This window comes from Variovorax sp. GW821-FHT10C12, from assembly GCF_059415405.1.
On record NZ_JBWKNE010000004.1, the window covers coordinates 961 to 15,099 of the forward strand.

At 65.0% G+C, this 14,139-nt stretch carries 11 protein-coding genes; 5 read left to right on the top strand and 6 right to left on the bottom strand.

What is annotated here, in order from left to right:
* On the bottom strand, positions 1 to 3,585 hold a 3,585-nt coding region (locus AC07OH_RS19415), incomplete at its 3' end, for an ESPR-type extended signal peptide-containing protein (protein ID WP_495302032.1).
* A 318-nt stretch (positions 3,586 to 3,903) separates the two neighbouring features.
* Between AC07OH_RS19415 and AC07OH_RS19420 the strand changes: the two genes are divergently transcribed.
* Genes AC07OH_RS19420 through AC07OH_RS19430 form a run of 3 tightly spaced genes read left to right on the top strand, consistent with a single transcriptional unit; the run spans position 3,904 to position 6,363 of the window.
* A complete protein-coding gene (locus AC07OH_RS19420) occupies positions 3,904 to 4,344 on the top strand; it encodes a DUF4019 domain-containing protein (protein ID WP_495301796.1) in 441 nt (146 codons plus the stop codon).
* Entirely contained in the window at positions 4,341 to 5,483 is a 1,143-nt protein-coding gene (locus tag AC07OH_RS19425; protein WP_495301797.1) for a DUF2827 domain-containing protein, read from the top strand. Before AC07OH_RS19420 ends, AC07OH_RS19425 begins: the two co-directional genes overlap by 4 nt.
* Before the next feature lie 19 nt (positions 5,484 to 5,502).
* Positions 5,503 to 6,363 (top strand): hypothetical protein, encoded by an 861-nt coding sequence (locus tag AC07OH_RS19430; protein ID WP_495301798.1) that lies wholly within the window; start codon positions 5,503 to 5,505, stop codon positions 6,361 to 6,363.
* An 85-nt stretch (positions 6,364 to 6,448) separates the two neighbouring features.
* On the opposite strand, the gene AC07OH_RS19435 is transcribed toward AC07OH_RS19430, so the two are convergent.
* The 5 genes from AC07OH_RS19435 to AC07OH_RS19455 all read right to left on the bottom strand — a co-directional run bounded on the left by AC07OH_RS19435 (position 6,449) and on the right by AC07OH_RS19455 (position 12,509).
* Complete coding sequence (locus tag AC07OH_RS19435) at positions 6,449 to 9,034, bottom strand: bifunctional aconitate hydratase 2/2-methylisocitrate dehydratase (RefSeq protein ID WP_495301799.1); 2,586 nt, start codon at positions 9,032 to 9,034, stop codon at positions 6,449 to 6,451.
* Positions 9,035 to 9,127: 93 nt separating this feature from the next.
* Positions 9,128 to 9,685, bottom strand: a complete 558-nt coding sequence (locus AC07OH_RS19440) for a hypothetical protein (protein ID WP_489057983.1) — start codon at positions 9,683 to 9,685, stop codon at positions 9,128 to 9,130.
* 23 nt (positions 9,686 to 9,708) lie between these two features.
* The gene (locus AC07OH_RS19445; protein WP_495301800.1) at positions 9,709 to 10,722 is read right to left on the bottom strand and encodes an HpcH/HpaI aldolase/citrate lyase family protein; all 1,014 of its coding nucleotides are present in this window, start codon (positions 10,720 to 10,722) and stop codon (positions 9,709 to 9,711) included.
* Positions 10,719 to 11,507: a trans-aconitate 2-methyltransferase gene (gene tam / locus AC07OH_RS19450; RefSeq protein ID WP_495301801.1), complete on the bottom strand. Its 789-nt coding sequence runs from the start codon at positions 11,505 to 11,507 to the stop codon at positions 10,719 to 10,721. Before tam ends, AC07OH_RS19445 begins: the two co-directional genes overlap by 4 nt.
* Positions 11,508 to 11,522: 15 nt before the next feature.
* Positions 11,523 to 12,509 (bottom strand): malate dehydrogenase, encoded by a 987-nt coding sequence (locus AC07OH_RS19455; RefSeq protein ID WP_042578072.1) that lies wholly within the window; start codon positions 12,507 to 12,509, stop codon positions 11,523 to 11,525.
* Positions 12,510 to 12,690: 181 nt separating this feature from the next.
* Here AC07OH_RS19455 and AC07OH_RS19460 point away from each other — a divergent pair, with 181 nt between their 5' ends.
* Together AC07OH_RS19460 and sdhC are read left to right on the top strand one after the other, a co-directional pair.
* Positions 12,691 to 13,449: a GntR family transcriptional regulator gene (locus AC07OH_RS19460; RefSeq protein ID WP_495301802.1), complete on the top strand. Its 759-nt coding sequence runs from the start codon at positions 12,691 to 12,693 to the stop codon at positions 13,447 to 13,449.
* A gap of 234 nt (positions 13,450 to 13,683) precedes the next feature.
* Positions 13,684 to 14,130 (top strand): succinate dehydrogenase, cytochrome b556 subunit, encoded by a 447-nt coding sequence (gene sdhC, locus AC07OH_RS19465; protein ID WP_495301803.1) that lies wholly within the window; start codon positions 13,684 to 13,686, stop codon positions 14,128 to 14,130.
* Positions 14,131 to 14,139: the final 9 nt, after the last annotated feature.

Genomic DNA, 14,139 nt, shown 5'->3' on the forward strand with positions numbered 1-14,139 from the left:
CAGGCTGCTGACATTGCTGTTCGCTGTGCTCAGGCCGGACGACGTCGAGGTCGACAGGCTGCTGACGTTGCTGTTCGCTGTGCTCAGGCCGGACGACGTCGAGGTCGACAGGCTGCTGACGTTGCTGTTCGTCGTGCTCAGGCCTGTGGACAGACTGGAGATTCCGCTGGTCGCGGTGCTCAGACCTGACGACGTCGACGTCGACAAACTGCTGACGTTGCTGCTCGCGGTGCTCAGACCGGACGACGTCGAGGTCGACAGGCTGCTCACATTGCTGTTCGTCGTGCTCAAGCCGGTAGACAGGCTGGAGATGCCACTGGTCGCGGTGCTCAGGCCAGACGACGTGGAGGTCGACAAGCTGCTGACGTTGCTGTTCGCTGTACTCAGACCGCTCGAAGTGGACGTCGACAGACTACTGACATTGCTATTCGCTGTGCTCAGACCGGACGACGTCGAAGTCGACAAGCTGCTCACATTGCTGTTCGTCGTGCTCAAGCCGGTAGACAGACTGGAGATGCCACTGGTCGCCGTGCTCAGGCCAGACGACGTTGAGGTCGACAAGCTGCTGACGTTGCTGTTCGTGGTGCTCAGACCCGTCGACAGACTGGAGATGCCACTCGTGGCCGTACTCAGACCGCTCGAAGTCGACGTGGAGAGACTGTCAATGCGGCTGTTGGTGGTGCTCAGGCCCGACGAGGTCGAAGTCGACAGGCTGCCGACGTTGCTGTTTGCTGTGCTCAGCCCGCTCGACGTGGAAGTCGAAAGACTTCCGACATTGCTGTTTGTGGTGCTGAGGCCAGTGGACAGGCTCGAGATGCCGCTCGTGGCCGTGCTCAGACCAGACGATGTGGAAGTCGAGAGGCTGCTGACGCTGCTGTTCGCTGTACTCAGACCCGACGACGTCGAGGTCGACAGGCTGCTGACGTTGCTGTTCGTGGTGCTCAGGCCCGTGGACAGGCTGGAGATGCCGCTGGTCGCTGTGCTCAGACCCGACGACGTCGAGGTCGAGAGACTACTGACGCTGCTGTTCGCTGTGCTCAAACCGGACGACGTCGAGGTCGACAGGCTGCTCACATTGCTGTTCGTCGTGCTCAAGCCGGTAGACAGGCTGGAGATGCCACTGGTCGCGGTGCTCAGGCCAGACGACGTCGAAGTCGACAGGCTGTTCACGTTGCTGTTCGCCGTGCTAAGACCACTCGAAATGGACGTCGACAGACTACTGACGTTGCTATTCGCCGTACTCAGGCCCGACGACGTCGAGGTCGACAGGCTGCTGACGTTGCTGTTGGTCGTGCTCAGGCCCGTGGAAAGGCTGGAGATACCGCTGGTCGCCGTACTCAAACCGCTCGAAGTGGACGTCGACAGACTACTGACGTTGCTATTCGCCGTACTCAGACCCGACGACGTCGAGGTCGAGAGACTACTGACGCTGCTGTTCGCTGTGCTCAGACCGGACGACGTCGAGGTCGACAGGCTACTCACGTTGCTGTTCGTGGTGCTCAGTCCGGTAGACAGGCTCGAGATGCCACTGGTCGCAGTGCTCAGGCCACTCGAAGTGGACGTCGAAAGACTACTGACATTGCTATTTGCTGTGCTCAAACCCGACGACGTCGAAGTCGACAGGCTGCTCACATTGCTGTTCGTCGTGCTCAAGCCGCTCGACGTGGACGTCGAAAGACTGCTGACGTTGCTGTTCGTGGTGCTCAGACCCGTCGACAGGCTCGAAATGCTGCTCGTGGCCGTGCTCAGCCCCGACGAGGTCGAGGTCGACAGGCTGTTGATGCGGCTGCTCGCCGTGCTCAGGCCCGACGATGTAGAGGTCGACAGGCTGCCGACGTTGCTGTTGGTGGTGCTCAGGCCGGTCGACAGGCTGGAGATGCCGCTGGTCGCCGTGCTCAGGCCGCTCGAAGTCGAAGTCGACAGGCTGCCGACATTGCTGTTCGTGGTGCTCAGCCCGGTCGACAGGCTGGAGATTCCACTGGTGGCTGTGCTCAGACCGCTCGAAGTCGACGTCGACAGACTGTCCACTTCGCTGTTCACCGTACTCAAGCCCGTGGACAGGCTCGAGATGCCGCTGCTCGCCGTGCTCAAGCCGCTCGACGTGGACGTCGAAAGACTGCTGACGTTGCTGTTCGTGGTGCTCAGGCCGGTGGACAGGCTCGAAATGCTGCTCGTGGCCGTGCTCAGCCCCGACGAGGTCGAGGTCGACAGGCTGTTGATGCGGCTGCTCGCCGTGCTCAGGCCCGACGACGTGGACGTCGACAGGCTGCCGACGTTGCTGTTCGTCGTGCTCAGGCCAGTCGACAGGCTGGAAATACCGCTGGTCGCCGTGCTCAAACCGCTCGACGTGGAAGTCGACAAACTGTCCACTTCGCTGTTCACCGTACTCAAGCCCGTGGACAGGCTCGAGATGCCGCTGGTCGCCGTGCTCAACCCGCTCGATGTGGACGTCGAGAGGCTGTTGACGCGGCTGTTCGCCGTGCTCAGACCCGACGACGTGGACGTCGACAGGCTGCTCACGTTGCTGTTCGTGGTGCTCAGGCCGGTCGACAAACTCGTGATGCTGCTGGTCGCGGTGCTCAAGCCCGACGAAGTCGAGGTCGAAAGACTGCCAATGCTGCTGGCCGTCGTGCTCAGGCCTGTGCTCAGCTGCGCGACCGTCACGGCGTCCTGGAGCGCAGAGCCATCCGCCACGTTCGTGATACGGCGGCGAGCCGTGGTGGAGCCAACGGCGACCTCGGATGCGGGCGCCGCCGTACCAGTGAGAAAGCCTGTGCCTGTAGGCGCCGCAGCACCTGTCACGCTGCCCTGACCCAACGCGACGCTGCCATCGTAGGCAGCGTTCGAACCATTGCCGATGGCGACAGTCGCCGTGCCATTGCTGATAGCCAGAACGCCCAACGCGACCGAATTCGCCCCGACAGCGCTTGCCCCCGTACCTGCAACAGACGCGCCCCCGATTGCCACGCTGTTCAAACCGCTCGCGTTGCTGGATCGACCGATCGCTACGGCCTGCGGGCCCGAAGCAATTGCACCTCCGGTGTTCTGGCCGCTGCCGCCGCCAATAGCGACTGAAGACTGTCCAGTTGCCGTGGTGTCATTGCCCAGCGCAAAGGCCCCTGCGGCACTGGCGATGGCACCGGAGCCGATGGCTGTTGCACTGCCCCCTTGGCTGCTGGACCCAGTCGCAAACCCTGCCGTTGCGCTCGCATTGTTGCCAATCGCGATGTTGTAGCCAAATCCGCCGGTAGTCGTGGCGCCGATGCCGATCGCGACGTCCGCCACGCTGTTGGCAAAGGCATTTGTGCCGATCGCAACCGAGTTGGCACCATTCGCGTTGGCCCGAGCGGTTGCGCCGGTCCCGGAACCAATAGCAATACCTGACGCATTGGCCGTACCGACGACGGAACTGCTGCCGACATATGAAGCCTGCGCCATGCCCCCCAAGCCCCCTGCGGCAGCCACGGCCAGGACGGCCGCAGCCACCTTCGACTTGCTGCGCTTGCCTCTCGCCGAAGTGATTTCAGACGCCGCAACCCAGGCCCCCAGGGCTTCATTCCAGATACTTCGGTAAGACTTGTTCATATTCTTCAGCTCAGTTCAGAGGGCGGGCGCGGGATCAACGGCGGAGAAGAAAGGGCAACGACTGCCCGCAGTTCGTTGCCCCAGCCAGGGTCGTAGTTACCCTGACGTTCACAATGGACGCGGTAATGTACGCAGCCGTTTACATTTGCAGCCATTTCGGGCTACCGGAAACCGTCAAATGATGATTTAGTTCACAAACTTTCACGATTGGCGACAAATCCGAGCCCGCCGATGTCGCCGTGGAACGTCGATCCGAACGCCACGCCTAGAATCGCCGCCGCTGTCTGTCACAGCGGTTTTCCTCACAAAAGGTGCCCAATGAAGCCGTTTCTCCCCCGTTTCCTGGCCGCATGCACGCTGGCCCTGGCCGGTTCCTGCGCCCTGGCGCAGGACGGCAACTCCGCCGACGAACTCGTCCAGTCGGGCCTCGCCAACCTCAAGCAGATTGATGAGGACCGGTCGGGAGATATCTGGGACACCGCGTCGGCGTTCGTGAAGACCCGCTTCTCAAAGGATGAGTTTGTTGCCAATACACGACGCTCGCGCCAGGGCGTTGGCACCGTCGCCCGCCGCGACTGGGCCAGCGTCGTGCGAATCCGCTACCTCGACGACAGCACCGGCGTTCCCGCGGGCCAATACGCCAATGTCGATTTCGCTACCCATCTGACCAACAACAAGACGGTCTTCGAAAAGCTCAGCTTCCGCCTCGAACCCCAAGGCTGGCGCCTGACCGGCTACATCCCCCGCGAAAACCAATGACCACCGCCTCGGGTGCCGGCCTGCGCATCGGCATCACGATCGGCCTCCATCACGAGGCCGAGACCCTCTGGAACAACGGCATCAAGCAGAACGCCGTGTTCCTGGCAGAGGCGCTGAAGCACTGCCCCAGCGTCGCTTCGGTGGTGCTGGTCAACACCACCGCCACCCCCATCACCCCCGCTCTGCCCTGGGACCAGGCCCGCTGGCCGACCGTGACTTTCGAGGCGGCCAAGGACAGCGTGGACGTGCTGATCGAGCTGGGCGGCCAGATCGACGCCGACCAGACCGACCACCTCAAGCGCCGCGGCGCGCGGCTGGTGTCGTACTGCTGCGGCTTCGAGTACGTGCACGCGATGGAGTCGATGCTGTTCGGCAAACCGCTGTGGGGCCGCAACCTGTTCATCAACCAGCGCTACGACGACATCTGGATGGTTCCGCAGGTGGCCCACATCAGCCAGCCGTACTTCGAGGTGCTGCGCCGCGCCGAGGCGCGCGCGGTGCCCTTCGTCTGGAGCCCGGTGTTCCTGGAAGAGCGCGCCCGCGCCCTGCCCGACGGCGGCGCGTACCAGCCGCGCAGCGGCCCGCGGCGGCTCAGCGTGATGGAGCCGAACATCAACGTGGTGAAGTTCTGCGTCTACCCCATCCTGATCGCCGAGCTGGCGTATCGCGCCCGGCCCGACGCGATCGGGCTGCTGCAGGTCACGAACGTGGAGCGCATGGCCAAGGACAGCATGGAGTTCATCACGCTGATGAACCAGCTCGACCTGGTGCGCCAGCACAAGGCGGTCTTCCTGGGCCGGCACGAAACCCCGGTGTTCCTGGCGCAGAACACCGACATCGTGGTCTCCCACCAGTGGGAGAACCCGCTCAACTACTTCTACCTCGAGACCTGCTGGCAGGGCTATCCGCTGGTGCACAACGCCCACCTGTGCGCGGACCTGGGCTACTACTACGCAGAGAACGACGTGGCCGCGGGCAGTGCCCGCGTGCTCGAGGCCATCGACGGGCACGACGCCCAGGCCCAGGCCTACCGCGACCGACAGCGCGCACTCATCGGGCGCTACCTGCCCGGCGACGCGACGGCCACGCAGACCTACGACACCCTGCTGCAGGGCCTGATGCAGCGCCCCGCCCGCTAGACCCACGGAGCCCCCTCGCATGCTCGATCCGTCCGAACTCCGGCACTTCTACCCCGTGATCGTGACGCCGAGCCACGATGGCAAGTTCTTCCAGAACTACGTGGCGTCGCTGCTGAACTTCACCATCAATGCCGAGCGCGCCGGCATGAAGATGCAGGTGCTGATGCACCAGGGCGAGAGCCTGGTCACGCGCGCGCGCAACAACTGCGTGGCCCAGTTCCTGGCCAACCCCGAGTGGACCCACCTGTTCTGGATCGACGCGGACATCGGCTTCTCGGCCGAGGCGGCGTTCCGCCTGCTGCTGTCGGGCTACGACATCGCCGCCGGCGTGTACCCGTTGAAGCGCGAGAACTGGCCGCAGGACGGTGTGGCGGCAGGCACCACGCAGCAGCAGTTCGAGGCCGCCTTCACGCGCTACACGGTCAATGCCCAGCCCGAGGAAGGCGCAACGCAGATCGAGCTCGAGGTGCAGCCCGACGGCTTCATGAAGATGACCGAGGCCCCGACAGGCTTCATGGCGATCCGGCGCCAGGTGTTCGAACGCCTCATGGCGGCCTACCCCAACCTGCAGTACACGCCTGACAGCATCGGCGAGACCGACCGCGGGCTGCACTACCGTTTCTTCGACGTGATGGTCGACCCCGTCACGCGGCGCTACCTGTCGGAAGACTACGGCTTCTGCCGGCTGTGGTCGGGGCTGGGCGAGTCTGTCTACATCGACGCCAATTCGAACCTGACCCACCAGGGCGCCAAGCTGTACCGGGGAGACTTCGCCCACTCGCTGCAGGCATCGCTGCCCAATGCAGTCGGCGGTACGACCGGGATGGCGATGCTGTTGAAGGGCCAGGAGCACTTGAAGTCCAATCCGTCGCACGGCTGAGACCGAACGAACGCCCATGAAAAAGCCCCGCCAAAGCGGGGCTTTTTCACGAGGCCGGCAAATCGCTCGCCGGCTGCAAAGACCCTCAGGCCGTGACCGTGTCCGCCACGCCCTTGTAGTCCTCGATCTTGTCGAAGTTCAGGTACTGGTAGATCTGCGCGCTGGACGCGTCGATCACGCCCGTGGCGGCCATGTACTCCTCGCGGGTCGGGATGCGGCCCAGGCGCGAGCAGATGGCGGCCAGTTCGGCCGAGCCCAGGTACACGTTGGTGTTCTTGCCCAGGCGGTTCGGGAAGTTGCGGGTGCTGGTCGACATCACCGTCGCGCCTTCGCGCACCTGCGCCTGGTTGCCCATGCACAGCGAGCAGCCCGGCATTTCGGTGCGGGCGCCAGCATTGCCGAACACGCCGTAGTGGCCTTCTTCGGTGAGTTGCTGCGCGTCCATCTTGGTCGGCGGTGCGATCCACAGTTTGACCGGGATGTCGCGCTTGCCTTCGAGCAGCTTCGACGCGGCGCGGAAGTGGCCGATGTTGGTCATGCACGAGCCGATGAACACTTCGTCGATGGTGGCACCGGCCACGTCGCTCAGCGTCTTCACATCGTCGGGGTCGTTCGGGCAAGCCACGATGGGTTCGTGGATCTCGGCCAGGTCGATCTCGATGACGGCGGCGTATTCGGCGTCGGCATCGCCCTTGAGCAGCTGCGGGTCCTTGAGCCAGGCTTCCTGCGCGGCGATGCGGCGTGCCAGTGTGCGGGCGTCGGCGTAGCCTTCGGCAATCATCCACTTCATCAGCGTGATGTTGCTGTTGATGTACTCTTGGATCGGTTCCTTGTTCAGGTGCACCGTGCAACCGGCGGCCGAGCGTTCGGCCGAGGCGTCGCTCAGCTCGAAGGCTTGCTCGACCTTCAGGTCGGGCAGGCCTTCGATTTCGAGGATGCGGCCCGAGAAAATGTTCTTCTTGCCTTGCTTGGCCACGGTCAGCAGGCCCGACTTGATGGCGTACAGCGGAATGGCGTTGACCAGGTCACGCAGCGTCACGCCGGGCTGCATCTTGCCCTTGAAGCGCACGAGCACCGACTCGGGCATGTCCAGCGGCATCACGCCGGTGGCGGCCGCGAAGGCCACGAGGCCGGAGCCCGCGGGGAAGCTGATGCCGATGGGGAAGCGGGTGTGGCTGTCGCCGCCCGTGCCCACGGTGTCGGGCGTCAGCAGGCGGTTGAGCCAGCTGTGGATCACGCCGTCGCCCGGGCGCAGCGACACGCCGCCGCGGTTGGCCATGAACTCGGGGAGTTCGTGGTGCATCTTGACGTCGACCTTCTTGGGGTACGCCGCCGTGTGGCAGAACGATTGCATGACGAGGTCGGCCGAGAAGCCCAGGCAGGCCAGGTCCTTCAGCTCGTCGCGGGTCATCGGGCCGGTGGTGTCCTGCGAGCCGACCGAGGTCATCTTGGGTTCGCAGTAGGTGCCCGGGCGCACGCCCTGGCCTTCGGGCAGGCCGCAGGCGCGGCCGACCATCTTCTGTGCGAGCGAGAAGCCCTTCTTGGTGTCGACCGGGCTTTGCGGCAGGCGGAACAGCGTGGAAACGGGCAGGCCGAGGGCCTCGCGCGCCTTGGCCGTGAGGCCACGGCCGATGATCAGCGGAATGCGGCCGCCGGCGCGCACTTCGTCGAACAGCACGTCGCTCTTGACCTGGAATTCGGCGATGACCTGGCCGTCCTTCAGGGCCTTGCCTTCGTAGGGACGCAGCTCGACCACGTCGCCCATGTTCATCTGCGTCACGTCGAGCTCGATGGGCAGTGCGCCCGAGTCTTCCATCGTGTTGTAGAAGATGGGAGCGATCTTGCCGCCGAGGCAGACGCCGCCGAAACGCTTGTTCGGCACGAAGGGAATGTCTTCGCCGGTGAACCACAGCACCGAGTTGGTGGCGCTCTTGCGCGACGAACCCGTGCCGACCACGTCACCGGCGTAGGCCACGAGGTGGCCGCGCGCGCGCAGGTCTTCGATGAACTTCACCGGGCCGCGCTTGCCGTCTTCTTCAGGGACGATGCCGGGGCGGGCGTTCTTGTGCATCGCCAGGGCGTGCATCGGAATGTCGGGACGCGTCGTCGCATCGGGTGCGGGCGACAGGTCGTCGGTGTTGATTTCGCCAGCCACCTTGAAGATGCTGACGGTGATGCTTTGCGGCACTTCCGGGCGGCTGGTGAACCACTCGGCATCGGCCCAGCTTTGCAGCACGCCCTTGGCGTGGGCGTTGCCCTTGTCGGCCTTTTCCTTGACGTCGTGGAACTGGTCGAACATCAGCAGGGTTTTCTTCAGGCCTTCGGCTGCCGTGCTGCCTACTTCGGCGTCGTCCAGCAGGTCGATCATGGGGCTGATGTTGTAGCCGCCGAGCATGGTGCCGAGCAGTTCAGTGGCGCGGGCGCGCGTGATGAACGCATTCTGCTCGGTGCCGTGGGCCACGGCCGCGAGGTAGCTCGCCTTGACCTTGGCGGCGTCGTCGACGCCGGCGGGCACACGGTAGGTGAGCAGGTCCAGCAGGAAGGCGCCGTCCTTGGCATTCGCGCTCTTCAGGAGCTCGATCGCTTCGGCGGTCTGCTTCGCGCTCAGGGGCAGCGGCGGGATACCGAGCGCGGCGCGTTCGGCAACATGATCAACGTAGGCTTGCAACATCTTCTTTTCTCCGGAAACTAGGCTATCGGGTGTGCGCAGCGGTCTCGAGCGGCCAAGCAAGAGCCGCGCCGCACCCCGGGTTCGGTGCTCTTCTTACTTCTTGGCTGCGTCGGCACCTTCGAAAAGGGCCTTCGGGGGGTTCTTCTTCATCTCGTCGGCGAAGGCGACCTGGGCGGCGGTCTGGCATTCGTCGGCGATGCGCAGGCCGGCCTTCTGGTTCATCAGCATCGACTTGTTGCCGAGCTGGAGCCACATGGCGCCGGCACGCGGGTCTTCGAGGCGGATGGCGCCGGTGCGGCTTTCGACCGGGTGCATGCGGTACTTCAGGCCCTTGGTGGTCACGTTGAAGAAGCCGGGCTTCTTCTCGTCGGCCGTCACGGTCACGTCGGCGCCGAGTTCGCACTGGGCCTTGCCGGTGGACACGCGCTGCGCCACGGCCAGGTCGGCGTCGTTGAGCACCACATCGGTGTCGGTGTTGATCGGCGTCACTTCCTCGACGGCCTTGGCGGCCTTGCGGGTCACCTGGCGCTTCGGCGGGGTCTTCTTGGCTTCGGCCTTGGCGGCAGCCGGCTTGGTGGCGGTGGCGTTCTGCGCCACGGCGGCCAACGGCAGGGCCAGGGCAACGGCGGCGATCAGTGCAATTTTCTTCATGTGCGGGGTTCCTTCAGGCTGATTCAGTGGGTTTCAGGAGACCGCGATGCAAACCAGGCTTTCGCCTCGGAGGGCAACGCGCGCCCTGTTGCGTGGGCGCGCGTCAGGACCTGCCAGAAGTGGCGGTAGCTCGCGCGGTCGTGCAATGTGCCATCAATTTGTGTCGGTGCCCAATCCGCGTCTGCGGCTTTTGTAATGATTTTTGTGGCAATTTGAATCTGCGCCTCGTCGGGCGCGAAGGCCTCGAGGATCGGCCGGATCTGGTTCGGGTGGATGCTCCACATGCGCGTGTAGCCGAATTCGGTGGCCGCCTGGCGGGCCGCGGTGCGCATCGCATCCATGTCGTTGAACTCGGTGACCACGCAGTGCGAAGGCACCTTGCCGTAGGCATGCGCGGCCGAGGCCAGTGCCAGCTTGGCACGCACGACCAGCGGATGGCTGAACTGCCCCGCCGCGCCCATGCCGTCGGCCGGAATGGCGCCGGCATGCGCCGACACGAAATCCATGAGGCCGAAGCTCAGCGACTGCACGCGCGGATGCGCGGCGATCTCGAAGGCGTTGTGCACCGCCAGGGGCGATTCGATGAGCACGTGCAGCGGCAGCGCGCCGGCATCGGCGGCGTCGAGCGCGGCAACAGCCTGACACACATCGGCCACGGATTCGACCTTGGGCACCATGAGGTGGCTCAGCCGATGACCGGCGCGTCCGGCGATGGTGACCACGTCGCCGGCGAAGGCCGGGTGGTCGACCGGGTGCACGCGCACGCCCACGCGCATGCCGGGCTCGGCGGCCAGCGCGAGCTCGGTGACAAGCGCGGCATGCTCCGCCTCGCCGCCGACCGGGGCACCGTCTTCGCAGTCGAGGGTGACGTCGAACACGCAGGCCCCGAACTCCTGCGCCATCTCGGCCTGGAGCGCGAGGCTCTTCTTCATGCGGGCTTCGACGCCGCTGTAGTGGTCGCACACCGGCAGGGTCACGGCGCCGGCCTGTGCGCCGAGCAGCACGTCCGCGGGATGGGCGACGTTCTTGGTGGTCATGCGTCTTTTTTCTTGTGCGCCACGATGAACATGCGTGGGAAAGCGAGCAGGCGCTTGCCGTCGGTGCGCACCGGATAGGCCTCGTCCACCCGGCGTTCGTATTCGGCGAGATAGCTCGCCTGCAGATCGGGCGGCAACCGGTCGACGAAGGGCTTCAGGCCCGTGCCGCGCACCCATTCGACGATGGAAGCGGCATCGGCCATGCGGTGCTGATAAATGGTGTGCCAGACATCGACGTTGGCCGCCTGCGGCGCCAGCAGGTCGTAGTAACCGCCGAGCGGCAGCAACAGGGTGCGCAGCTTGTCGGCGTCGCCGATGGGCTCGGCCCAGGGCGCTTCGGCCGCCACCGCCCGCATCAGGCGGTGCGTGGGCTCCTGGCGGTTGTCGGGCATCTGGACGGCGAGCACGCCGCCCGGGGCCAGCGCGTCGAACAGGCGGGGGATCAGCGTCTCGTGATCCGGCACCCATTGCAGGGACGCGTTGGCATAGATGAGATCGGGCGCTTCCTTTTCACGCGGCGCCCAGGTCGCGATGTCGCTCAACTCGAAGCGCGCCGCCGGCAGCCGCTCGCGCGCGCTGACCAGCATGGCTTCGGAGTTGTCGGTGCCCGTGACCTGCGCCTTCGGGAACCGACGTGCCAGCAGCTCGGTGGAATTGCCCGGTCCGCATCCGAGGTCGACCACATGGGCGGCCTCGGCAAGCGGGACCCGCGCCAGGAGTTCCTGTGCGGGCCGGGTACGCTCGTCCTCGTAGCGACGGTAGAGCGCGGGGTTCCAGTCGAGCATGCGGGCGGGTTTGCTTTACAGCAGGTGGGCGACGCCGGCGCGTTCGCCTTCGAGCTCTTCGAGCGTCTTGTTGATGCGTTCCTGGCTGAAGGCGTCGATCTCGAGGCCCTCGACCAGCTTGTACTCACCGTTTTCGCAGGTGACCGGGAAGCCGAACATCACGTCCTTCGGAATGCCGTATTGGCCGTCCGACGGAATGCCCATCGTGACCCACTTGCCGTTGGTGCCCAGGGCCCAGTCGCGCATGTGGTCGATGGCGGCGTTGGCGGCCGAGGCAGCCGACGACAGGCCGCGTGCTTCGATGATGGCCGCGCCGCGCTTGCCGACGGTCGGCAGGAAGGTGTTGGCGTTCCATTCCTGGTCGTTGATCATCTTGGCGACGCTTTCGCCGTTGATGGTCGCAAAGCGGTAGTCGGCGTACATCGTGGGCGAGTGGTTGCCCCAGACGGTGAGCTTTTCGATGTCGGCCACGGCCTTGCCGGTCTTGGCGGCGATCTGGCTGGCAGCGCGGTTGTGGTCCAGGCGCAGCATGGCGGTGAAGTTCTTGCGCGGCAGGTCGGGCGCCGACTTCATGGCGATGTAGGCGTTGGTGTTGGCGGGGTTGCCGACGACCAGCACCTTCACGTTGCGCGAGGCGACGGCGTTCAGCGCCTTGCCCTGTGCCGTGAAGATGGCGCCGTTGACGGCCAGCAGCTCGGCACGTTCCATGCCGGGGCCACGGGGGCGCGAACCGACCAGCAGGGCGTAGTCGGCGTCCTTGAAGGCGGTCATCGGGTCGCCGTGGGCTTCCATGCCGGCCAGCAGCGGGAAGGCGCAGTCGTCGAGTTCCATCATCACGCCCTTGAGCGCCTTCTGGGCCTTCTCGTCGGGGATTTCGAGCAGTTGCAGGATGACCGGCTGGTCTTTGCCGAGCATTTCGCCGGAAGCGATACGGAACAACAGGGCGTAACCGATTTGACCGGCGGCACCGGTAACGGCAACGCGGACAGGCTTTTTGCTCATGGGAAGACTCCAGAAGGTAGTGAAACGGGTTAGCGCTCTCGTGGGGCGCCGCGGTCCAGCGGGGGGAAGCTTTCCCGCGGCGCGGGACCGGGCCGCATTTTAAGCCGATTCGACAAAGGCCGTCTTATGTCTTATATAAGATATCCTCTGGGGGTCCGCCACGGCGCACCCCACCGCTGCCATGAACACGCCCTCCACCCTCGACGAGCCCACGACGCCGTCCTTCAGTCCGCTCTACCAGCAGATCAAGACCCTGATCCTGCAGAGCCTGCAGGCCGGCGAGTGGAAGCCGGGCGAGCCCATCCCCAGCGAGATGGACCTGGCGGTGCGTTACCGCGTGAGCCAGGGCACGGTGCGCAAGGCGATCGACGAGCTGTCGGCCGAAAACCTGGTGGTGCGCCGCCAGGGCAAGGGCACCTTCGTGGCCACGCATGCCGAGCAGCACGTGCAGTACCGCTTTCTCAAGCTGGTGCCCGACGCCGGCAGCCCGAGCGCCGAAGGTCCGGCCGAGCGCACCATCGTCGACTGCAAGCGCCTGCGCGCCTCGGCCGACGTGGCGCGTGCGCTGAGCCTGCGCACCGGCGACGCCGTGCTGCAGGTGCGCCGCGTGCTCGCTTACTCCGGCGTGCCGACCATTCTCGAAGACCTCTGGCTGCCCGGCGCGCCCTTCAAGGGCCTCACGGCCGACCGGCTGCGCGCCTGGCCCGGCCCGATGTACGCGATGTTCGAAACCGAATTCGGCGTGCGCATGGTGCGCGCCGAAGAAAAGATCCGCGCCGTGCTGCCCGATGCCGAACAGGCGCAGCTGCTCGACGTGCCGCTGCAGATGCCGCTGCTGAGCGTGGAGCGCGTGGCACACACGTACCACGACATGCCGATGGAACTGCGCCGCGGCCTGTACCGCACCGACACCCACCACTACCGCAACCAGCTGGGCTGATCCGATGGCGCCGAAGAACCTCGCCCGCGCGGGCACAAACGCGCACACTCAGCCCGCGCAACGCAAGCTCAATCCCCGAGCATCCGACTGCCACAGTGCGTTGACTCCTGTGCGTCCGGTGCGCGATGGTGCATTGCAATAGAATTTTGCGTTGTTTGCATTCCGCAGAAGAAACAAAAGCGTTCGCTCTCAGAACAAGCCAACAAGTCACAAAGCCACGAAAGCCATCTCCCTATGACAGAGCTTGCAACTCCCCCCCGGCCGCCGCGTCGCGAATTCCGGAACATCAACGCCTTCACCGATCTCACGACCTACCGGCTGCCGCCGGCCGGCATCGTGTCGATCCTGCACCGCGTGAGCGGTGTGCTGATGTTCCTGCTGATGCCCTTCATCATCTGGATGTTCGACACCTCGCTGTCATCTGACTATTCGTTCGCGAAATTCAAGTCTGCTTTCAACATCGGCATCGGCTTTGCCCCGGGATGGTTCTTCAAGCTCGTCGCACTGGCGCTCATCTGGGCCTACCTGCACCACTTCATCGCCGGCCTGCGCCACCTCTGGATGGACGTGAGCCACTCCGCCGTGACCAAGGAGTTCGGCCACAGCTCGGCCATCTTCACGCTGCTCGCGAGCATCATCCTCACGCTGGTGCTTGGCGCCAAGCTGTTCGGCCTGTACTGAAAAGGAGCC

Excerpts from the sequence above, each read along its gene's own strand:
- AC07OH_RS19430 (WP_495301798.1), top strand. The coding sequence starts at position 5,503 with ATGCTCGATCCGTCCGAACTCCGGCACTTCTACCCCGTGATCGTGACG.
- AC07OH_RS19435 (WP_495301799.1), bottom strand. The coding sequence starts at position 9,034 with ATGTTGCAAGCCTACGTTGATCATGTTGCCGAACGCGCCGCGCTCGGT.
- sdhC (WP_495301803.1), top strand. The coding sequence starts at position 13,684 with ATGACAGAGCTTGCAACTCCCCCCCGGCCGCCGCGTCGCGAATTCCGG.
- AC07OH_RS19420 (WP_495301796.1), top strand. The coding sequence starts at position 3,904 with ATGAAGCCGTTTCTCCCCCGTTTCCTGGCCGCATGCACGCTGGCCCTG.
- AC07OH_RS19445 (WP_495301800.1), bottom strand. The coding sequence starts at position 10,722 with ATGACCACCAAGAACGTCGCCCATCCCGCGGACGTGCTGCTCGGCGCA.
- AC07OH_RS19425 (WP_495301797.1), top strand. The coding sequence starts at position 4,341 with ATGACCACCGCCTCGGGTGCCGGCCTGCGCATCGGCATCACGATCGGC.
- AC07OH_RS19440 (WP_489057983.1), bottom strand. The coding sequence starts at position 9,685 with ATGAAGAAAATTGCACTGATCGCCGCCGTTGCCCTGGCCCTGCCGTTG.
- AC07OH_RS19460 (WP_495301802.1), top strand. The coding sequence starts at position 12,691 with ATGAACACGCCCTCCACCCTCGACGAGCCCACGACGCCGTCCTTCAGT.
- tam (WP_495301801.1), bottom strand. The coding sequence starts at position 11,507 with ATGCTCGACTGGAACCCCGCGCTCTACCGTCGCTACGAGGACGAGCGT.
- AC07OH_RS19455 (WP_042578072.1), bottom strand. The coding sequence starts at position 12,509 with ATGAGCAAAAAGCCTGTCCGCGTTGCCGTTACCGGTGCCGCCGGTCAA.